Raw genomic sequence first — 21,510 nt, forward strand, 5'->3', positions numbered from 1 at the left:
GGGCAGTTCCTTTTTAATTTAACAGAAGTAAAGCCATAGAGTTTCTAAATTGTGAACCATTCAAAACTAATTGTAATGGGATTATTCTAGCTTTAGAATCCTTCAAAAATTTAGATTTAAAGCAATCAATGACTTAGAAGAGTACGAAAACATTTAGTTTATAGGAATTTTAGTCCTAGAATTACATGGATATTTATGAAGTTGAGTTGTTCGATAGCTAGAATTGTTCTATTCTGAAAGATTTGGGCTGTCAATTGTATAGGATAGTAGTTTGCCAATGAATTTTGAAAATTAGAGGGGATAAAAAGAATCTTGACATTATTAGTTTCTTGCATTATAATGAGATTACATACCGTTAGTATGTTGAAAAGGAGTTATAATGGCAAGGAATAGAAATCCGGAAGAAACAAGAAGGAAAATATTAGAAGTTTCGAAAGATTTATTTTTAGAAAAAGGATTTGATAATACCTCAATACAAGATATAATCGATGGGTTAGGTGGATTGACGAAAGGTGTTATTTATCATCATTTCGAGTCTAAAGATGAAATATTGCAATCAATCATTAGCGAAAATAATCAAGAAATTTTAAATTACAATTGGAGAGGAGATACTGCATTAGAAAAAATACAAAATTCTTTGATGGATGCGTTCTCTAATTTAGAACAACAAAGATTAGTATACTCTGTCTCAATTATGCTAAGAAGTCCACGTTTGTTAGGAGAGCAGTATTTAAGTTTATTTTCTGATTTTTTACCAGGGATTAGAGAAAAAGTTTTCGAAGGTGTTAAAGATAAATCAATTAAAACAGAATATCCTGAAGAGCTAGCTGATTTGATTGTTTTAACTTTGAATATTTGGATTGGGTTCCAAATTTCTATTTATTCAGTAGAAGAATTAAAGAGTAAAATGAAGTTCATTAAACTAACTTTTGAAGGTTTGGGAGTACAGTTGATTACTGATGAAATGATGGAAGTAATTTTCCAATTATTTGATCACTTAAAAGGTGTCAAATAAATTTTAAGTATTGATATTTTAAAAAATACCATACTCTAGATATGGTATTAAAAATGCCATTATACATACCTTTAGTATGTTTATTTATTTATTTATTTGAATTTACATACCAGAAGTATGTAAAGTGCTTTTTGACTAGCGTCATTAATATTAACAAAATTTTTTGGAGGAAAAATCTATGTTGTCGCTTATTAAAATTGAATTAAATAAAGTTTCAAAATCAAAATTATTTTTAGCCTGGTTGTGTACTATATTTATAGTGTTAGGTATTACAGCAATCATTATTATGGGTTTAGCTACTGACAATAAACTAGGAGAATTCACTGGACAGGATTCTAATGTTATTAGAGTTACTGGTAAATGGGAAGGTTGGGCAATTGTAGCTTCATTGTTTTCATCTTTATTTACCAAAGCAGCATTTTTGATTTTTGAATCTTATTTATTGTCTACGATTATTATTGATGAATTTAAACGAAGAACAATTTTTCAGCTGTTTTCCTACCCTGTTTCTAAAATAAAGTTACTATGGGGAAAAGTGCTTACAGTAATTCTGATATCATTTATTGCTCATTTTACTGCACATTTTGTTATTCAATTATTAATTAAATTAGTAGCAGTTTTAACTGAATCAAATTATATCCCAGTAGCTAATCAAATGATTGACTTAGCTGGAATTACGTTTGGGATGGTATTAATCGGAATACTACCTTTTGTTTTAGGCATGATTAGGCATTCAATAGCTATAACAATGCTTACAGGACTTGGTTTAGCAGCATTACTTTCAAATGTAAGTCCAGGCAGTTTAACTAATAACTTTGTTGATAACTTATTCTTCTTAATATTTGCTAGTTTCATAAGTTTAATGATTGTTTCATTTTCAATTTATACTATTTCAAGAAAAGATATTAATATCAAGTAGTATAGCTGAATTTAATGGAAGTAAAGTGATAATTCTTTGATGATTACTTTAAAAGAAGAGCTGTATAAATTGGTAGTTATGCTCCTTAAGAAAAAATTTTTGCATTTAAAGCTGGCTATAGAAAGAGAGATAGAAATGGGAAATATTGTTGAAATAAAAGAAGTTTTTAAAACAATTGATAAAGAAGAAATTTTAAGTGGTATCAACCTTCAAATTGCTGAAGGAGAAATCTATGGTCTTTTAGGACCAAATGGCGCAGGGAAAACAACTTTAATGAAATGCATGTTATCCTTATCAACTGTTACATCCGGTAGTATTGAAATCTTTGGAAAAAATTTACAAGATCACAGAGAGGAGATTCTAAGTCAGGTTGGAAGTGTTATTGAAACACCAATTTTTTATGATAATTGCACTGCAAAAGAAATTTTAGAAATTCACGCTCAGTATATGGGGAAAAATATTATTGAATCAGATATAATAAGAGCCTTAAGAATGGTCGGATTAAAGAATACGACTAAAAAAGTAAAAGATTTTTCGTTAGGAATGAGGCAAAGGCTTGGTTTAGCTCGTGCCTTTCTAACAAAACCTAAATTGTTAATTTTAGATGAACCAATCAATGGTTTAGATCCAATAGGAATTCAAGAAATTCGAAATCTTTTGTTGTCTCTTTCTAAGGAATGTGGTGTTACAATATTCATCTCAAGTCATATTTTATCGGAAATTTCACAGATAGCAGATAAGATTGGTGTTATCAAAAATGGAGAAATGCTAGAACAGGTCTCTATGAAAGAGCTTAAGAGAGAGAATATTGACTTAGAAGAATATTTTATGTCACATTTTCTAAATGAAATATAAGAATTATGAGGTAGATTAGGAATGAAACAATTGACAAAGTACCATAAGAAGTCTTTTTATACTTTCATGATTTTTAATATACTAGTTCCTTTAACTAATATTGCTTTTGCTTATTCTATTAAAATTATAATTGATAGTGGAATGTCCCAAAATAGGGAAGCTCTAACCCAAGCGATACTAATAGGTGCTATCGTAATATTTATCTATGCCAGTCTTAATTTTATATCCCTTCGATTAAGAAATAAACTTGTTAGGCAGATTATGTCAATATACAAAAATAAGGTGTTTAAATCTATTTTAGATAGGGATTATAGAGAATTTTCTAAGGAAAAATCAGGGAAATTTATTTCAATATTAACTGAGAACATGAAGAAAATTGAGCAGGATTATTTGCACCAGTATTTTAATATTTCAAAAAATATTTCCTTAATGATTTTCTCACTAGTAGCCATGTTTATAGGTAATTGGTTTTTGACCTTATTAGTTATCATTGCTAGCATTATTCCTATGATGATTTCAGGATTTATTGGACAAAAATCAGCCTCTCTACAAAATAGTTCTATGATAGCCGATCAGAAATATTTAGCTAAGGTTAAAGATATTTTAGCAGGGTTTCTAGTTATAAAGAGTTTTAATGTGAAAGAGGCTATCGGTCAGGATTACAAAAACGAAAGCGAAAAATTGGATGAGATATATTTCATCAAAGGGAAATTTGATGTTTTATCTAATGTTATTTCTCAACTTTCAGGGATGATTGTTTTTTTAGTAGCCTTTGGTGGAGGAATGTATCTGGTCTTCGGTGGGCATACCACAATTGGGAGTGTTACAGCTATTGTTCAACTAGTCAATTTTGTAGTAATGCCACTAAATGAAATTGGTATGGGAATGAGTAAATTCCGCGAAGGTCAGGCTACACTGAATTCATTTGAGGTAAAAGATGTAATTGAACTTCAAACTGGTAAAACGAAAGAATATTTTGATGATGTCATTTCTTTTTCAAATGTAGATTTTTCCTACCCTAATGCTGAGGAAAAGATTTTTAATAATTTATCTTTACAGATCAAAAAGGGGGAAAAAATTGCAATAGTAGGTATGTCAGGTAGTGGAAAATCAACTTTACTCAATCTATTACTGCGTTTTTATGATGTAACAAGTGGGTATATCTCAATTGATAATCAAGATTTGCAAGCTATTTCAGCAGAGAGCCTTTATAACTTAATGACTATTGTTCAGCAAGATGTTTATATCTTTGATGATACTTTAAAAGCAAATATTACCCTTAGTCAATCCTTTACTGAAGATGATATAAAAAAAGCTGTACAGCAGTCTGGCTTAGAAAGTTATATTTTAGAAAATGAATTAGGTCTACAAACTTTATGTGGCGAGAATGGATCAAATCTATCTGGGGGAGAAAGGCAGAGACTTAGTATTGCGCGTGCTTTAATTCGAAAAACACCAATCTTATTATTAGATGAGGCTACCTCGTCTTTAGATAATAAAGTTACTACTGAAATTGAAAATTCAATTTTAGAAATTCAAGATTTGACGGTTCTTGTTGTTACGCATAAGTTAAATAAGAGCATGTTGAAAAAATACAATAGAATTCTTTTTATGAAAAATGGAGTTATTGTTGAAGATGCTTCTTTTGATAACTTGATGGATAGGAAAGGTGAATTTTATAAATTGGTTGAGTTGAGTGTGTAGTGCTACCAGAATAAAAAGAGGATGAAAATCTTTAATCTCAAGTTGTTTTTCAATAATATTATGGTTGTATAAACAAAGGGAATTTGAGAATTAAAAAGTAACTAAAAAAGAAGGCTAAATAATATTAATCTGTAAAATACAACTCATCGAATATGATTAAATGGTAAATATCAATTAAATTGAAAATTTTATAGTGTTATAATATAATTAAATCATAAGAGCAAGAAGGTTGTGCTTAAAAAATAATCTTAGTATAGCTTATCTCTGACAAATATTTAGATTTTAGGGCTGTTTAATTTTAAGCGGTCATTATTTTTAAACATTAGGGGCTTCAAAGGAGAATATTTAAAATGAAATATTTTTTGCAGGAATTGGTGAGATAAGATTTAGTAGTTATCTATTGTCTCTATGTGTAGGATTAGCCCCTCTTTTTCATATCTATGTAATAGGCTCTAAAATGAATTTTGTGAAAATAGTGTTATCTATTTTGGGAATTATATTTGTTTATATTTTAACTATTGCTCGAATTTATAGAAGATTTTTCTACAATAAAAATAAACTTGACTAGAATAGTATGGATTAATTAATCCATTGGAACGATTATTCTTTGTGATACTATACCACTTTTAAGTTTTTACATTAAACAACCGAATGAAGTGAAAGTTGTTTATCCTAGAAAGGAAAACCTCAAATTGTCCTACAAATTTCTACTCTTCGACCTTGACCACACTCTTCTTGATTTTGATGTTGCTGAGGATGTGGCTTTAACGCAACTTCTAAAAGAAGAAGGGGTTGCAGATATTCAGGCCTATAAAGACTATTACGTTCCTATGAACAAAGCTCTCTGGAAGGACTTAGAGCAAAAGAAAATTAGTAAACAAGAGCTGGTTAACACGCGCTTTTCTCGTTTATTTGCTCATTTTGGACAGGAAAAAGACGGTAGTTTTCTAGCCCAGCGTTACCAATTTTACCTTGCCCAGCAGGGGCAAACTTTTTCAGGCGCTCATGAATTCTTGGATATCCTTATCGAGCGAGATTATGAGCTATATGCTGCGACAAATGGAATTACTGCCATTCAGACAGGGCGTTTGGCTCAGTCTGGTCTGGCACCTTATTTCAATCAAGTCTTTATCTCTGAGCAATTGCAAACACAAAAGCCAGATGCTCTCTTTTATGAAAAAATTGGTCAACAGATTGCAGATTTTAGCCAAGAAAAGACGCTGATGATTGGAGACTCTCTAACCGCAGACATCCAAGGTGGTAATAATGCTGGGATTGCCACTATCTGGTACAACCCTCATCACCTCGAAAATCACACACAAGCCCAGCCGACTTACGAAGTCTATTCTTACCAAGACTTGCTGGATTGTTTAGATAAACTGTAAAAAGTGGTTTAGATAACCACTTTTTGCTATAATAGAGGCAGTAAAAATGAAGGAGTCGGCTATGGAACACTCGTCTTGGCATGCTTTGATTAAGGCGCAATTACCTGAGGGTTATTTTGGGAAAATCAATCAGTTTATGGAGCAGGTCTATTCTCAGGGTACTATTTATCCACCCAAGGAAAAGGTTTTTCAGGCTCTATTGACAACACCGCTAGAAGAGGTTAAAGTAGTCATTCTAGGGCAAGATCCCTATCACGGACCAGGTCAAGCGCAAGGTTTGAGTTTTTCTGTACCTAATTCTATTCCAGCTCCGCCATCCTTGCAAAATATCTTGAAAGAATTAGCAGATGATATCGGTGTTAAGAAATCTCATGATTTGACAGTTTGGGCTGAGCAAGGAGTCTTGCTTCTTAATGCTTGTTTGACGGTTCCTGCTGGACGTGCCAATGGTCATGCCGGGCAGATATGGGAGCCTTTTACGGATGCTGTAATTCAGGTGGTCAATCAACTAGATAGACCAGTCGTTTTTGTACTCTGGGGAGCTTATGCACGCAAGAAGAAGGCCTTGGTTACCAATCCTAACCACTTGATTATCGAATCAGCCCATCCCAGTCCTTTGTCAGTTTATAGAGGATTTTGGGGTTCCAAGCCTTTTTCCAAGGCCAATGCATTCTTAAAAGAAACAGGACAAGAGCCAATCGATTGGCTTAGATAAGGAGAAAATATGCCTCAGTTAGCGACAATTTGCTACATTGATAATGGGAAAGAACTGCTCATGCTTCATCGCAATAAAAAGCCAAATGATGTCCATGCGGGTAAATGGATTGGTGTGGGTGGTAAGCTAGAGCGAGGAGAGACACCTCAGGAATGCGCGGCGCGGGAAATTTTTGAAGAAACAGGGCTCAAAGCTAAGCCAGTTCTAAAAGGTGTCATCACTTTTCCTGAATTCACACCAGATTTAGACTGGTACACCTATGTTTTTAAGGTGACGGAGTTTGAGGGAGACTTGATTGACTGCAATGAAGGGACGCTAGAATGGGTTCCCTATGACGAGGTTTTGAGTAAGCCAACTTGGGAAGGCGACCATACCTTTGTTGAGTGGCTTTTAGAGGATAAACCCTTCTTTTCAGCCAAGTTTGTTTATGATGGGGATAAATTGTTGGATACTCAAGTTGATTTCTATGAATAAAGGAGAAAGCAGATGCTACTAATCAAAAATGGTCGTGTTATGGATCCCAAGTCTGGTTTGGATCAAGTGTGTGATGTCTTGGTTCAAGATGGAAAGATTATCAAAATTGCGCCTGAAATCAAAGAAGAAGGAGCAGAAATCCTAGATGCTACCGGTTTTGTAGTTGCTCCTGGATTGGTTGATATCCATGTTCATTTCCGTGAACCTGGTCAAACCCACAAGGAAGACATTCATACTGGTGCCCTAGCAGCTGCTGCAGGTGGTTTTACAACGGTCGTCATGATGGCTAATACCAGTCCAACCATTTCAGACGTGGAGACTTTGCAAGAAGTTCTCCAGTCAGCTACCAAGGAAAAGATTAATGTCAAGACAGTTGCTACTATTACTAAGAATTTTAATGGCCAAGATTTGACTGACTTTAAGGCACTCTTAGAAGCAGGTGCGGTTGGTTTTTCAGATGACGGTATTCCGCTTGAAAGCAGTAAAGTGGTCAAGGAAGCCATGGAGGAAGCCAAAAAACTCAACACCTTTATCAGTCTTCATGAGGAAGATCCAGATTTGAATGGGATTCTTGGATTTAACGAAAATATTGCTACAGAGCATTTCCATATCTGCGGTGCGACTGGGGTGGCTGAGTACGCTATGATGGCGCGTGATGTCATGATTGCCTATGCAACCAAGGCCCATGTTCACATCCAGCATTTGTCTAAGGAGGAAAGTGTTAAAGTAGTGGAGTTTGCTCAAGGTTTGGGTGCGCAAGTTACAGCAGAAGTAGCGCCACAGCATTTTTCTAAGACCGAAGCCCTTCTTTTGACACAAGGTAGCAATGCTAAGATGAATCCTCCCCTTCGTTTGGAATCAGACCGTCGTGCCGTTATCGAAGGTCTCAAATCAGGCGTCATCACAGTTATCGCAACTGACCATGCTCCTCACCATGCAGATGAAAAAAATGTTGAGGATATTACCAAAGCGCCATCTGGTATGACTGGTTTAGAAACATCACTGTCCCTTGGATTGACCTATTTAGTGGAAGCTGGGGAGTTGAGCTTGATGGAATTACTTGAAAAAATGACATACAATCCAGCCAAGCTTTACAACTTTGAAGCAGGTTATTTGGCTGAGAATGGTCCAGCGGACATCACTATTTTTGATGCTAAGGCTGACCGCCTTGTGGATTCCCATTTTGCTTCCAAAGCAGCTAATTCACCATTCATCGGTGAAACCTTAAAAGGGCAGGTTAAATACACCATCTGTAAGGGACAAATTGTCTATCAAGCTTGATAGGAGTTGGAATATGAATTATTTTCGAAAACGTAGGGAGAGAAAAGCAAAATCTAATAGCGGAATTTACTGTCCCGCATCTAATCGTTCTAAAATTCAATATGAAACTAAAGAAAAAGCTGACCATGCGGTTCAATATGATAATGGAGGTTTAGTTAGAAGCTATTATTGTCGTACATGTGCGTGTTGGCATACTACTTCAAAATCTAATAACCCTCCGCTAAGTTTGAAAAACTATGGTCTGAAACTCTTTGGTTTAGATAAATCAGAATAGAAAGAGAAGTATGTATAAGACAAAGTGTTTACGAGAGAAGTTAGTATTATTTTTAAAAATTTTCTTCCCAATCCTGATCTACCAATTTGCCAATTATTCTGCCTCTTTTGTTGACACTGCAATGACAGGTCAATACAATACTATGGACTTGGCTGGTGTGTCTATGGCAACCAGTATCTGGAATCCTTTCTTTACATTCCTGACAGGGATTGTGTCAGCCTTGGTGCCTATTATTGGTCACCATCTTGGTCGAGGTAAAAAGGAAGAAGTTGCATCTGATTTTTACCAGTTCATCTATCTGGCCTTGGGTCTATCTGTGCTCTTGCTGGGGATGGTACTTTTCTTGGCACCACCAATCTTGAATCATATCGGACTAGAAGCACCAGTGGCTGCAGTAGCGGTTCGTTATCTCTGGTTTTTATCTGTTGGGATTATCCCCTTGTTGCTCTTTAGTGTCATTCGTTCCTTGCTGGATTCGCTGGGCTTGACCAAGCTGTCCATGTACCTCATGCTTTTGTTACTTCCCTTGAATAGTGGATTTAACTATCTCTTGATTTACGGTGCCTTTGGAGTTCCAGAGCTGGGAGGGGCTGGTGCAGGTTTAGGAACATCCTTGGCCTACTGGGTCTTGCTTGGGATTTCTGTTCTGGTTTTATTTAAACAGGAGAAGCTCAAAGCCCTACACCTTGAGAAACGAATTCCATTTAATATGGGTAAAATCAAGGAAGGAGTTCGACTAGGTCTTCCTATTGGGGGAACTATCTTTGCGGAAGTGGCTATCTTTTCCGTGGTTGGCTTGATTATGGCTAAGTTCTCGTCCTTGATTATCGCTAGTCACCAGTCAGCCATGAACTTTTCAAGTCTCATGTACGCCTTTCCTATGAGTATCTCATCGGCTATGGCTATTGTCGTTTCCTATGAAGTGGGAGCCAAGCGATTTGATGATGCGAAAACCTATATTGGTCTAGGAAGATGGACTGCCCTCATTTTTGCGGCCTTCACCTTAACCTTCCTTTACATTTTTAGAGGAAATGTGGCCAGTCTTTATGGTAACGACCCAGAATTTATCGATTTGACAGCACGTTTTTTGACTTATAGTCTTTTCTTCCAGTTAGCAGATACCTTTGCGGCACCGCTTCAGGGAATTTTGCGGGGGTATAAGGATACCGTTATTCCTTTTTACCTTGGTTTGATTAGTTACTGGGGGGTGACACTCCCAGTGGCTATGATATTTGATTCCCTAACAGATTTTGGAGCTTATTCTTACTGGATCGGTTTGATTATTAGTCTAATTGTAAGTGGGGCTCTCTACCGTTGGCGTCTAACTGTGATTATGAAGAGATTTGAATCCAGAAAAGCTTGATTTTTAGAATTCATACAAGCAAAAATATTCTTCCTTATCTGCATTATTTTTGCTATAGTTAAATTAGTAGTAGGCAAATGAGAATTTCAAAAATATAGAAACAATTGATATTCCACGCTACTTTACTGGTATCAGATATAAAGAAAAAGAAGTTGCTTATTTTTAGCAGCTTCTTTTTCTTAATAATTATTTTACATAATTTACATTATGTAAAACTATAAACTATCCAAGGCATTCTTTTGTTCATCATTGACGATATGAGTATAGAGGTCTGTGACTTGTGTACTGGCATGTCCTAGCTGATGGCTGACCAAAACTTGCGATTTAGTAGCATCATAGAGCCTAGTTGCTAGGGTATGGCGCAGTTTGTGGGGAGTTACACGGACTTTGAAGTCCTCAGAGTACTTAGCAACCATTTTCTCAACGCTGGAAGCGTCAATACGATTGGGAACACCTCTATAGAGTGTCAAAAAGAGGGCTGTGTCTGTCTTTTCCGTTTTATAGCGTTGATTTCGAATGGCTAGATAATTCTCTAAATAAGGCTTAGCAAAGGCAGCTACATTGACAGAGTCACGTTTGCCCCCTTTTCGAGTGACATCGATAACCATCATTTTGAGATTGAGATCTCTTAGATCCAGATTAACAGCTTCAGATAAGCGGACACCAGACGCCAAAAGAAGAGCAATAATGGCCAAATCACGTTCTTTATTTTTGTTGAATGATGAGAGAGCTCGATTAGAGAGTCGTTGAGGGTACTCTTGGTCTATATAAGTTAGAAACCCTTCTGTTTCATCACCTAAAAAGAGTTTTTGCTTGATGTTTTCAGCTCTGGCAGCAAGGGTCTCTTTCTTTTTCTTTGTTGAAACTTTCTTCATTACATTACGATAGAAATAAGGTTCGCCCTGGTCGTTTTCAACCTCCTCGGTCAGATACTTGTAAAGACTGGAAAGCGCTGATAAGGTCCGATTGATGGTTGTCTGAGAAACACCTTGTTTGCTTGTATTGGCATTCAGCAAAGGACGTTCTCGAAGATAAAGGATAAAAGCCTCCATATCTTTCTTTGACATGTTTTCCAAGACAGATAAAGGAATATTGGACATTTTATCAGCGTTTGAGATACCAGACTCCAAAACCCAGCTGAAAAATCGATCATATTCCTTGAGGTATTCGTACAAGGTTGTAAAACTGTAAGGAACAGCAAGCTTAGATTGGTAGTATTCAAGAATATACCAGGGCATGATTTGTTTTAGTTTGTCGATTCGTTCCAGTAAAATCTCACGTTTCATGTATTTCTCCATAAATAAGTCTACTAGTAGTATAGCATAGGCTTATATATTTTTCAAGAAAATTATAGTTTTTCGGAAAGATGTTATAGAGCTTTTTAAAAAAACTTAGATCTGTGTAAATACGGATCTAAGTCAGCTAAATAACTAATACTCTTCGAAAATTAAATTCAAACCACGTCAGCGTCGCCTTACTGTACTCAAGTACAAAGTACAGCCTGCGGCTAGCTTCCTAGTTTGCTTTTTGATTTTTATTGAGTATAAAAAAATTTTTTCGTCCAAAATTGCCTAAAATGTACCTTATTAAAGTGAAAATTAAAAATTTTTCAATTGTATATAATCCAAAATTTATTTTTTAAAATAAAATATTTTTTAGGAAGTAACTAAGACAATTTACATAAAACATAAAGCACATCGATTGTAAAATGTACTTTATGCTTCTAATTCAGTTTTATCGATGGTTTAAGTCTAGTTAATTCAATTGTACATAAACTTTTAGTTTTACAGAGCTAAATCTTTGGAATTGCTATTGTGAATCATTAGCTAGTGCTTTTTCTAGTTTCCAAATACTAAACCAGAATGAAATAGTCAGCAGAATAAGGAAAATAAAAAAGAGATTATCAGTAACGATACTTCTGTTCATTCTACATAACTGAAGAGCTATATAAGGAGCTATAAGATACAAAATACATTGTATAATCGCTATCGTTTTCTTTTTCATGATTTTAATCTTACTGTACAGATTTGATACAGTAAACTCCTTTCTAGCTTTATGCTTTATCGTTCAATTATTTGTATGAGAAATATCTTATCTGTAAAAAATAACCGATCTCATTGCTGAGAATCGGTTATTTAAATAAATTAAGTTGATATTTACATAACATAAATTATGTAACAATTATACTACAACAACAAATCTTTGACTTTCCCAATTTCGCTTTTTGGAATAACCAGGTGAATCATATCACCCAGATACATTCTGGTTGAGCCGTTAACTGTTTGGCTCTTTCCATTATGCACTTGAGTAGTGATGAGGACGTTGTGTGGTAAGTTGAGTTCATGAACTTGTTTCCCAGCAATTTTATCAGAAACTGGTATTTCGATAAGTGTAACTTCTCCTTCGCTGGATACTTCTTCTGGAAGCATTTTTTCCAGCATGGCTTCATAGACTGGCGCACCCTTGAGCAAATCCATGATAATATAAGAGACAAGAGTGACAAGACCAAGTGGCATGAGGTTGCGAATATCTCCTACCATCTCAGTTACGAGGATCATGGCGGTTAAGGGAGCTTTTGATATGGCTCCAAAATAGCCACTCATTCCTAGAATGACAAATATAGGGAATTGCTCCTGACTGACAAGTCCAAGATTGACACAGATAACACCAACTAGGGCACCAAGTAAGGAACCGAGCGCCAAAATAGGTAGGAAAATTCCTCCTGGAAGACCACTTCCATAACTAATCATGCTCCAGATAAAGCGAATTAAAAAGTAAGCTAATAGAACTTGAAAACTAAAATCTTGCTCAGTTAGGGAAAGTACCAGCTGATTTCCACCACCAAGGATGTGGGGTAAAAAAATTCCGACTGGTATGATGAGAATGAAGGCCAGAATTGGATAATAGGCTCTATCCAAATGGATTTTTTGACCAAGCCAATCATAAACTCTTCCGACGTTTAATACAGCTTTCTCATAGAGAAAACCTGACAATCCAAGGAAAATTCCCATCACAAGATAAATCCAGTACTGGTCTAGGGTCATGAGTGGGATATTATCAGGCATATCCAGTACGGGTGTTAGGCCAAATATGAGCAGAGAAACAAAGTTTGCTACGAGACTAGCTGCGAGAGTAGATACCCAGAAAAAGCGTGAAAAATGGTGATAAACTTCTTCTACCACAAAGAGAAGTCCTGCAATCGGAGCATTAAAGGCAGCGGCTAAACCTGCTGCAGCTCCACTGGCAATCAAGGAACGTTCCTCTACTGGACTGGATTTGAGCCACTTGGCAATTCCTTTACCACCAACTGCTCCCAGTTGGATACTTGGCCCTTCACGCCCCAGCATAAGGCCACTTGCAATAGCAAGAATTCCTAGAATATATTTTTTCCAAAGAACTCCCCACCAATTGAGGGTCATGAGGCCTTTCAGTTCGGCTTCGACTTGAGGAATTCCTGAGCCTTTAATATCTTTTTCAGAGCGTGTCAGTTTGGCACTGAGCCAGCAGATGATTAGATAAAACAGGGCGATAATAAATAAATTAACAAATAGGTGTCCTTGATCTTGATAAAGTCCTTGTATCAGGTGGAAGCCTTTTTCAATTAAGAAACGAAAGGATCCGACGATAATTCCAACGATGAGGCCGACAATGATTCCTCGACCAACTTGGGATAGTATAGTGCTGGATGCAAAGGCGAATTCTTTCTTAGAACGGACTATTTCCGACTGTTCCTCCATGGTATCTCCTTTCAATTAACTTTCTTTTTTACCTAAAACCAGTGATTTAACGGGTTCAAAGCTGGTTCGGTGAATTGGGGTAACTCCTAGTTTTTCGAGTCCTTCTAGGTGTTTAGCAGTTCCATAACCTGCATTAGTAGCAAAATCATAGCCGGGAAACTGCTGATCATATTCCTTCATCAATTCATCACGTGTCACCTTGGCTACTATAGAAGCTGCTGCGATAGAGAGGGAATTGGCATCTCCTTTGATGATGGAGGTTTGTGAAATTGGTAAATCCAGTTTCATGGCATCTATCAAAAGGTGCTCAGGTTGAGGACTGAGCTGAGAGATTGCTTCCTGCATGGCCAGTTTGGTTGCTTCATAGATATTGACTTGATCGATGATCTGATTATTCATGATACCAATTCCAATCGACAAGGCTTTATCTTGAACTGCTTGATAAATTTCTAGGTGTTTCTTTTTAGGAATTTTCTTGCTGTCATTGAGACCTTTAATCTTACAATTTTGAGGTAAGATGACGGCTGCAGCGACCACAGGACCAGCCAGAGGACCACGGCCGACCTCGTCAACACCAGCAATTAAGGTCAATCCTTGCTTGTAAAGTTCTTTTTCATAGGAAAGCATGGCTTCCAAGCGAAGATCCTCATCCAATTCTGCCTGAATGGCTTTTTTACGCTTGCTGATTTCTTTTTGAACTCCAGAGCGACTATCCTGTTCGAGTTCTAAAAAAACAGGACTTTCTAAATCCTTGACCGTTGCAAGGAGTTCTTTGATTTCTTTAATCGTCGCCATCGAGGTCTTCCAATGTATCTAAGGTATAGTTACCGAGTTTGCCGTCGCGGACTTCCTTCACGAAGAGACTGTAAAAGCGGTCATAGTCATCACGGAAACCGAGGGCACGGGTCATGTCCATAATAATTACAGGCGCTTCTTCTTCAATTTTCATTTGTTTGAAGCGTTCAGCTAGCTTTTCTGGATAATGTTTTTTGAAATAATTAAGACCAAAAATAGTTACCTCATCCATAGGGAGCAACTGATCTTTAATAGCTCCAGTCAAGGCTAGTTTCAGTGCAACAGTTTCGTCTTCGAATTTAGGCCAGAGAATCCCCGGTGTATCCAAGATTTCCAGGTCTTTATTTGTTTTAAGCCATTGTTGTCCCTTTGTCACCCCTGGTTTGTTGCCGACAACGGCAATCTTCTTACCAGCCAAACGATTCATAAGAGTTGATTTACCAGCATTTGGAATCCCGATAATCATGGTACGCAAGGTTTCAATCTGAATCCCACGTTCTTTCTGGCGAGCAATTTTATCAGCCATGAGTTTTTTAGCAGCATCAGTTACAACTTTTACAGTTACTTGCTCTTTGGAGTTGATAGCTAGCGTCTGGATTCCTTGTGATTCAAAATACTGACGCCATTCTTTGGTCATTGCTGAATCGGCCAAGTCCGCCTTGTTTAAAATCAAAAGTTTTGGTTTGTCACCAACAATCTTGGTCAACATAGGATTTTGACTAGATAGAGGCAAGCGTGCATCTACCAAAATCGTCACAAAATCAACAAATTTTAAATTTTCCTGCACCTGTCGACGAGCTTTAGACATGTGACCAGGAAACCATTGAATAGTAGCCATTGAGTTTTTTTTCCTTTCGTAGCAAGGGTTTAGAGCCCCTATTTTATTTTACTATCGTTTGGATATAAAATGAATGATGTTCAAACAGTTCTTGCTTTATAACATAGAAATCTAATTTATATTATATCATGACTTCTTTATTTTGTCCGCTTTTGTTTCCAGATTATACTAATTCAAAATTAAATGAAAATTAAAGTCTATCATTTTATGGAAGTCTTACTCAAGACATAGCTTAATTCAAGTATATCCTTTGAAATTCAATATCTCTTATAGTTATTACTTCATATTAGGGAGAGCTAATACTCTTCGAAAATCTCTTCAAACCACGTCCATCTGCAACCTCAAAACAGTGCTTTGAGCTGACTTTGTCAGTTTTATCTACAACCTCAAAGCAGTGCTTTGAGCAACCTACGGCTAGCTTTCTAGTTTGCTCTTTGATTTTCATTGAGTATAAGAGTGGAATTTTATGAGTTTTTGGGATTTTTTAGGTATAGTGGATTGAAATAAGATGTGAACAAATTGATTGGGAAAATCAAATTAATTTCTAGAAATTTTTTAGCAATCATAGCGTACTATTCCAACTTCAATTTATTATATAAAACGCTAACCATTCAAAAACCACACAATGTTTCTTTCAGCTTAATTGAGTATAAAACTGAAATTATCACTGTGTGGTTTTATTTTGAAGCTAGTTTTTGCCCAACATCATATTAAGTAGCAATTTGTTATATTCATTTAAACAAAGGATTAAAGAAACCATCTGTATTTTTTAGTAGGGCTTTGAATACTTTAGATTTCAAGTCCACTGTATTTTTGAAATGATCTTTAATTTTCGGATCTGACATTCCCTCCAGATCTTTGCGAACTGCTTTATCAAATAAAGTGCGTAACTCATCATAGTTGCTAATATGGGTTCCATCAATATCGATAGCCTCAAAACCTTTCTTAGCTTTAACAAGAATTTCCCCGTACCAATGTCTCTTCCACTCTTCAAGGGTTTTAAAGTTTCCTTGCGATACTTTATTAATTATTAGCTTATCGCTTAGTAAACCATGGTTGTTTTTATCTGCTTCTGTTTTGTATTTATTGGATACATAACTGATAAAGCCATTTTCATAACCATAATAGCCCCACATACGGAAAGCATTATGCTTAAATGATAATGAACCAGGTGCACCATCACTCGTATTTCCACCGTAAATACCAGCCATCATATTGACATTTACGTAAGCTGAGTTTGGTGTAAAATCTTCTGGTCTATAACGTCCATTACCTGGATTTCCATGTTTTGTCATGAAGTTATTATCCACTAAATCATTGACGCTAGATAAAGTCATTACCTTTTCTTCATCTTTCAAATCACGGACACTATCCCATTGGTTTGGACCTAAAAGATCATTATACTGAATCTTAGAGCGCATTTCTTTGTCAATCTTCTTGAACCACTTACTATTGTCTCCTTTAATTTTAGGAAGTACAGCATCAGCTTCTACATGATCAAGCAACATCATAGCTTCATTGTAGTTTCTCATGTAGCGGTCAATGTCATCACGTGTCTTTAATTTGTCAGGATCTGGGTTGTACCATTGGTTACCATCATTTGGACGATGGTAAGCCATGTTAATTCCAAGTGCGCCGTATTCACCATTAGTCGTTGAGCTGTCAGGTGTTTGCAGCATACCTTGTGCATAGGCTTCAACGTCTGTACCTTGACGATGCTTATGACCACCGAAGTAAAGCATTCTATCGTTTACGTGTGTTGTTTCGTGAGTAAAGGCTGAAATACCAAATGGGCTAATCATATCCGTCACCATAAACAAGACCTTGTCATCATTATTTGGATTAGGGAATATTGATGCCATAGCGCCCATACGCCAGTCTCTATCATGGTGTCGCCATGTTGGACCATATAATTCACGAATTGGAGCTATAGGGTTACCTTTACTGTCAAATCCTCGACGACCTACAGGAGAACCATTGTAGGTCTGGTTATCCCAAACTGGTGTCGGTACCATATTTTGACTCTTAAGAAGTCTATCACGAACATTAGATAATGATAAACGTGACCAGAAATCTAAATAAGTTTGTTGAGCATGTGCAACTTCATCAATCTTAGTTTTGAACTCATTACGAGCTTCTTCTGTATGTTTTCCATATTTCTCAAATGAACTGTACGCCATCGTGTTATATGTTGAAATTAAGAACATATGGGCATCTTTAAGCGTTAGAAGTGGTAAAATCATACGACCATGAACACCGTTATCTAAACCATCAAAGACTCTATGACGTTTATTGACAAAGTCAGGATTTGTAGTTTTAGGTTCTGAAACATAAACATTCTTAGCTGAGTGGATAAACCAATCATTGATGTCTTTATCTTCTGTAAACAAACGCATGTTGTATTCTAGGAAGTTACGAAGACTACCTTTACCAGTATTACTTGCAATGATTTCACGATAAGCATCCTGAGTTCGGTCACCCTTTAAGTTCTTCTCGCTAGACCCGATGTTAATCAAGCGATCTAACACACTTGGTGTTTTACCGTAGAAGTCAGGTTTAAATATCATAATGTCTTTGATACTCATACTGTTGTCAGTATACTTAATGTTATAGTAACGGTTCAAGTAAGATAGAGCCATCATAATTTTCGCTTTATTATCGTCAATTTTCTTCACAAGTGCTTTCATCGCAGCTTCGTCACTATTCAATTGATGATCTTCATTTTCGACTAAAGCTTTCACAAATTTATCAAGATTGTCTTTGACGTCAGTAAAGCTTTCTTCTAGATACAAATCAGCTGGATTTCCAATAATTTTACGAACATCTTGCGAATCGTATGTGACTGAAGATAACTTCTCTTTCACATCTGCAATCAGTTTGTCTCGATTTTTAACAACCATATTCGGTGTATAAACAACATCACCAAGACCAGATACGCTATATTCACGCACTTGTTGGACTTTAGAATCCTTGAGTGTGACCACCATTTCTTCTTTAGTGCCATCTGCATAGTGAATCATTATTTTATCAATATCTGATAAATCGGTCACGAATTGACCATCCTTCATCCCCGTAACAGAAAGGACTTCTTTCTTAGCTAAGTTTGAATCTTCTGCAAGTTTGTTACCTTGGTTGACAATCCATTCTTTATTATAAAATGGTTGAAGTTTCTCAATATTACGATAAGCTAAATCACGTTCGGATTTGTAGTCTTGAGTTGATTTGTATTCCTCTGATTTTGGTGCTGTACGGTTAAGCATATCTTCAGGAAGAGCACTAATTTCAAATCCACTAGCTGTTATATTGTACCCTTTAATTTTCTTATTAGCTTCTTCTAAACTAATTTCTTTAACACGTTTAGAACGTTGATATGAAGAGGTTCCTGTACTCATATCACGAACAACGAAATCATTTTCAAGTCTATTACCTGAGAAGTAACCACCTTCGTCATCTATATTTCTTGAACCATAGAAGATCTCACCTTTAGAAACTTTCACCATTGATACGTTATCTTCAATTTGCCCTAATACCCAGTTAGAACTGATAAACCCACCAACATCAACTGGATTATCAATGTCAATTGTACCTTTAGCAACTGAATGACGAACAGAGCCCTCTTTTCCTACAGTGAAATTATCCATACCATTATCAGATTTCGCAACAAGTCCAGCAGCTCTAGCTCGTTTACCTGTGATTGTTACATCAGCATATGCTCTATCTAAGTTACCTTTCCAAATTTCACCAGCAATACCAGCTAAATTCCAATCACGATCACCAACAGCCTGCAATTTACCGATAAATGCTACATTTCTTAACAGGCCACCACGATCAATCTTATTAACAATACCAGCAATACTATTGTTTCCAAGAATGCTACCAGTAACCTTGATATTCTCAACTGTCGCATTTTTAACAGTCTTAGCAAGTGCTGAAATATCATTAATCCAAGGCATATTGATATTAACGTTTGCTAAGTTAATATTTTTAACTGAACCACCTTCGATACCACCGAATAATTGACGTTTCATGTTATGAATTGAATACTGGTTACCTTCTACACTGGTCAATGTACCTCTAAATGTCCCAGGTACATATTCTTTATTAGGCGTTGGTACATTTTCTGCATTCAAATCTGCACCGATTTTAAATGTACCGTTTTTATCAGCATTCATAGCATCTACCAATTCTTTAAAGTTATAATAAACGTTATCAACTTTTGGAACTGGTTTTTCAATGTAATGAATGTATTCATTTCTAGTCTTAGATGGATCAACATGTTGAATTAAATCTTGAGCGGTTGCTGTAATTTTATAAAGTTCTTTTTCTTTTTCAGTTACTAACTCAATCTTATCAACTGCTAAACGTGTTACTTTATTATCACGACTAGTAATTTTTAAGTACATTTTCTTCACATCTTCATCTGAAGGTTTTTCAGTCATGAAATCACTAGGTATTTCAGTACCATCGTCATTTACCTTCACTAAATTAGTAGATGCGATATTTTTAATTTCAACTTTTTTCAAATCCAAGCGAAGTGGTTTCTCTTCTAATGTTGCAGTTTCTTCTCCCTTACCACGGTCATAGGTCATAGTGGTTTCTATCTTATAGTCCTTGTAGAATTTTAAATCTTCTACCTGCTTATCTAATTGCTCTGAAGTTAAATCTACTGTTTTGACAATTTCATTTCCATCTTTAATTGTCGCAGTAATTTTATTGATCTTGACTCCATCTGTATTAACCAAATGATAAGAAAGATTTGCGGAGCGGTCTAATACATTTGTATCTGTTTGCTCCAAAGTCAAAACAGGAGCCGTTTTTTCTTTAGGCTTTTCTTTTGTACCTTTTACAAGAATTTCAGGCTTCATTTCTTTCAAAATAGTTACTGTTTCAACTGGTTCACTAATTTTTTTACCATGTAACTCTTCATAGCTAGTAACAATTTGACGTTCGCCATCCTCACCAACTTGTTTAACAGAATCATCGCCTATAAATTTGCTAGGATCAGATTCTTCTATAGTGGTTTTGGGAATAGTCTCTGTCCGAATATCGGTATGTAAAGAAGGCAACTCTTCTCTTTCTGATGCAACTTCTGAAACGGTAGATATTGGTTCAGTATACTCTGGAATGTCGCTAACAGGTGGTTCAAGTAAGTTTCCTTTTTCATCCACTCCTGTTGCACCTACTGCTTCCGTGTATGCTGGTTTTTCGCTAACAGGTGGTTCAATCAAGTTTCCATTTTCATCCACTTCTGTTGTACCTACTGGCTCAGTTTCTGGTTTCTCAGTTTTAGGCGCTTTATCTGGAACTGTACCTACAGGAGCTGTGTACTCTGGCTTCTCAGACTTAGGCGCTTCATCTGGAACAGTACCTACAGGTTCAGTGTATGCTGGTTTTTCATGAACTGCTGGTTCAACTAAATTACCGCCAATTGGAGCTGTATATTCTGGTTTCTCATGAACTTCTGGCTCTACAAGGTTTGCTCCTATTGGTTGCGTATAGTCAGGCTTCTCTGATTTAGTTGTCTCGTTTGGAACGGTGCTTACAGACTCTGGATTTTTAGGTTTTTCTGCTTTAGGCGCTTCATTATGAACACTTTGAATTTCAGATACTGGAACATTTTTTGTCCCCTCATCCTTATGTTGAATTTCTGAAATTGCATCATCATTAAGGGGTAGGTATCCAATATAACGATATCCAGCAATTTGAACTACTCCTTCATTACTTGGAGCTTTCAAAGGATTGCTTATATCGAGTGCTTGTATGCTAGAAAGACCGATTAGTCCAATCGTAGTAACTAAGAACAGACTAGCAACTTTTTTCTTTTTATGAACTAAAAGAACTAAACTACCAATAGCTAATAGACCTAAAGCTGTAAGCACAGAAGTCGATGAACCTGTTGCAGGAAGAGTTTCCTGCTGATAAATAAGAGCATAAATTTTCTCATTATCAGTAGGAATTCCTGCCTGAATCTTTGTTTGTTCTTCTTGTGTAAGAGAGCTTTTTTCAATGTAATGATAGGTAGAAGCATGAATGATTGACGGTGCAACCAAGATACTTCCGAGTAATACCGAACCAACAATCCCACAGATTTTTCGGATCGAAAATCGTTCTTTTTTAAATAATGACAAGCGTAATCACCTTCTTTAATTTTATTT

At 36.1% G+C, this 21,510-nt stretch carries 17 protein-coding genes; 11 read left to right on the forward strand and 6 right to left on the reverse strand.

Features of this window, described 5'->3' with window-relative positions:
* The first annotated feature begins 379 nt into the window (after positions 1 to 379).
* The 11 genes from AC6I9F_RS05300 to pdrM all read left to right on the forward strand — a co-directional run bounded on the left by AC6I9F_RS05300 (position 380) and on the right by pdrM (position 9,985).
* Positions 380 to 1,015: a TetR/AcrR family transcriptional regulator gene (locus tag AC6I9F_RS05300; RefSeq protein WP_164226190.1), complete on the forward strand. Its 636-nt coding sequence runs from the start codon at positions 380 to 382 to the stop codon at positions 1,013 to 1,015.
* Positions 1,016 to 1,193: 178 nt separating this feature from the next.
* Positions 1,194 to 1,934 carry an ABC transporter permease gene (locus AC6I9F_RS05305; protein ID WP_164226189.1) on the forward strand — a complete coding sequence of 247 codons (741 nt, stop codon included), beginning with the start codon at positions 1,194 to 1,196 and terminating at the stop codon, positions 1,932 to 1,934.
* A 39-nt stretch (positions 1,935 to 1,973) separates the two neighbouring features.
* The gene (locus AC6I9F_RS05310; protein WP_239499787.1) at positions 1,974 to 2,789 is read left to right on the forward strand and encodes an ABC transporter ATP-binding protein; all 816 of its coding nucleotides are present in this window, start codon (positions 1,974 to 1,976) and stop codon (positions 2,787 to 2,789) included.
* A gap of 21 nt (positions 2,790 to 2,810) precedes the next feature.
* A complete protein-coding gene (locus AC6I9F_RS05315; protein ID WP_164226188.1) occupies positions 2,811 to 4,493 on the forward strand; it encodes an ABC transporter ATP-binding protein in 1,683 nt (560 codons plus the stop codon).
* A 355-nt stretch (positions 4,494 to 4,848) separates the two neighbouring features.
* Positions 4,849 to 5,061, forward strand: a complete 213-nt coding sequence (locus tag AC6I9F_RS05320) for a hypothetical protein (RefSeq protein WP_498023187.1) — start codon at positions 4,849 to 4,851, stop codon at positions 5,059 to 5,061.
* Positions 5,062 to 5,185: 124 nt separating this feature from the next.
* The gene (gene pynA, locus AC6I9F_RS05325) at positions 5,186 to 5,878 is read left to right on the forward strand and encodes a pyrimidine 5'-nucleotidase PynA (RefSeq protein ID WP_498020901.1); all 693 of its coding nucleotides are present in this window, start codon (positions 5,186 to 5,188) and stop codon (positions 5,876 to 5,878) included.
* Between the two features lie 61 nt (positions 5,879 to 5,939).
* A complete protein-coding gene (locus AC6I9F_RS05330; protein WP_498023189.1) occupies positions 5,940 to 6,593 on the forward strand; it encodes a uracil-DNA glycosylase in 654 nt (217 codons plus the stop codon).
* Positions 6,594 to 6,602: 9 nt separating this feature from the next.
* Entirely contained in the window at positions 6,603 to 7,067 is a 465-nt protein-coding gene (locus AC6I9F_RS05335; protein WP_485701052.1) for an NUDIX hydrolase, read from the forward strand.
* A gap of 12 nt (positions 7,068 to 7,079) precedes the next feature.
* Positions 7,080 to 8,348, forward strand: a complete 1,269-nt coding sequence (locus tag AC6I9F_RS05340) for a dihydroorotase (protein WP_485701053.1) — start codon at positions 7,080 to 7,082, stop codon at positions 8,346 to 8,348.
* A 13-nt stretch (positions 8,349 to 8,361) separates the two neighbouring features.
* Positions 8,362 to 8,622, forward strand: coding sequence for a hypothetical protein (locus AC6I9F_RS05345; RefSeq protein WP_001105920.1), 261 nt, complete (start codon positions 8,362 to 8,364; stop codon positions 8,620 to 8,622).
* A gap of 10 nt (positions 8,623 to 8,632) precedes the next feature.
* On the forward strand, positions 8,633 to 9,985 hold the full coding sequence (gene pdrM / locus AC6I9F_RS05350; protein ID WP_498020904.1) for a sodium-coupled multidrug efflux MATE transporter PdrM: 1,353 nt from the start codon (positions 8,633 to 8,635) through the stop codon (positions 9,983 to 9,985).
* Between the two features lie 215 nt (positions 9,986 to 10,200).
* Here the strand turns inward: pdrM and xerS are convergent, their stop codons facing one another.
* The 6 genes from xerS to zmpD form a co-directional block, all read right to left on the reverse strand.
* Positions 10,201 to 11,271 carry a tyrosine recombinase XerS gene (gene xerS, locus AC6I9F_RS05355; protein WP_498020906.1) on the reverse strand — a complete coding sequence of 357 codons (1,071 nt, stop codon included), beginning with the start codon at positions 11,269 to 11,271 and terminating at the stop codon, positions 10,201 to 10,203.
* Positions 11,272 to 12,171: 900 nt separating this feature from the next.
* Complete coding sequence (locus AC6I9F_RS05360; protein WP_498020908.1) at positions 12,172 to 13,722, reverse strand: ClC family H(+)/Cl(-) exchange transporter; 1,551 nt, start codon at positions 13,720 to 13,722, stop codon at positions 12,172 to 12,174.
* Positions 13,723 to 13,737: 15 nt separating this feature from the next.
* Entirely contained in the window at positions 13,738 to 14,517 is a 780-nt protein-coding gene (rnhB, locus tag AC6I9F_RS05365) for a ribonuclease HII (RefSeq protein WP_498020910.1), read from the reverse strand.
* On the reverse strand, positions 14,504 to 15,355 hold the full coding sequence (gene ylqF / locus AC6I9F_RS05370) for a ribosome biogenesis GTPase YlqF (RefSeq protein WP_498020912.1): 852 nt from the start codon (positions 15,353 to 15,355) through the stop codon (positions 14,504 to 14,506). The genes rnhB and ylqF overlap by 14 nt, the downstream gene beginning before the upstream one ends.
* Before the next feature lie 286 nt (positions 15,356 to 15,641).
* On the reverse strand, positions 15,642 to 15,800 hold the full coding sequence (locus tag AC6I9F_RS05375) for a hypothetical protein (RefSeq protein ID WP_498020913.1): 159 nt from the start codon (positions 15,798 to 15,800) through the stop codon (positions 15,642 to 15,644).
* Positions 15,801 to 16,086: 286 nt separating this feature from the next.
* Entirely contained in the window at positions 16,087 to 21,483 is a 5,397-nt protein-coding gene (zmpD, locus tag AC6I9F_RS05380) for a zinc metalloprotease D (RefSeq protein ID WP_498020915.1), read from the reverse strand.
* Between the last annotated feature and the right edge of the window lie 27 nt (positions 21,484 to 21,510).

Source organism: Streptococcus nakanonensis (assembly GCF_059738785.1).

What these genes read in the sequence shown, in the direction of transcription:
- AC6I9F_RS05300 (WP_164226190.1), top strand. Translation starts at nt 380, where the DNA reads ATGGCAAGGAATAGAAATCCGGAAGAAACAAGAAGGAAAATATTAGAA.
- AC6I9F_RS05305 (WP_164226189.1), top strand. Translation starts at nt 1,194, where the DNA reads ATGTTGTCGCTTATTAAAATTGAATTAAATAAAGTTTCAAAATCAAAA.
- AC6I9F_RS05310 (WP_239499787.1), top strand. Translation starts at nt 1,974, where the DNA reads ATGATTACTTTAAAAGAAGAGCTGTATAAATTGGTAGTTATGCTCCTT.
- AC6I9F_RS05315 (WP_164226188.1), top strand. Translation starts at nt 2,811, where the DNA reads ATGAAACAATTGACAAAGTACCATAAGAAGTCTTTTTATACTTTCATG.
- AC6I9F_RS05330 (WP_498023189.1), top strand. Translation starts at nt 5,940, where the DNA reads ATGGAACACTCGTCTTGGCATGCTTTGATTAAGGCGCAATTACCTGAG.
- AC6I9F_RS05335 (WP_485701052.1), top strand. Translation starts at nt 6,603, where the DNA reads ATGCCTCAGTTAGCGACAATTTGCTACATTGATAATGGGAAAGAACTG.
- AC6I9F_RS05340 (WP_485701053.1), top strand. Translation starts at nt 7,080, where the DNA reads ATGCTACTAATCAAAAATGGTCGTGTTATGGATCCCAAGTCTGGTTTG.
- AC6I9F_RS05345 (WP_001105920.1), top strand. Translation starts at nt 8,362, where the DNA reads ATGAATTATTTTCGAAAACGTAGGGAGAGAAAAGCAAAATCTAATAGC.
- pdrM (WP_498020904.1), top strand. Translation starts at nt 8,633, where the DNA reads ATGTATAAGACAAAGTGTTTACGAGAGAAGTTAGTATTATTTTTAAAA.
- xerS (WP_498020906.1), bottom strand. Translation starts at nt 11,271, where the DNA reads ATGAAACGTGAGATTTTACTGGAACGAATCGACAAACTAAAACAAATC.
- AC6I9F_RS05360 (WP_498020908.1), bottom strand. Translation starts at nt 13,722, where the DNA reads ATGGAGGAACAGTCGGAAATAGTCCGTTCTAAGAAAGAATTCGCCTTT.
- rnhB (WP_498020910.1), bottom strand. Translation starts at nt 14,517, where the DNA reads ATGGCGACGATTAAAGAAATCAAAGAACTCCTTGCAACGGTCAAGGAT.
- ylqF (WP_498020912.1), bottom strand. Translation starts at nt 15,355, where the DNA reads ATGGCTACTATTCAATGGTTTCCTGGTCACATGTCTAAAGCTCGTCGA.
- AC6I9F_RS05375 (WP_498020913.1), bottom strand. Translation starts at nt 15,800, where the DNA reads ATGAAAATCAAAGAGCAAACTAGAAAGCTAGCCGTAGGTTGCTCAAAG.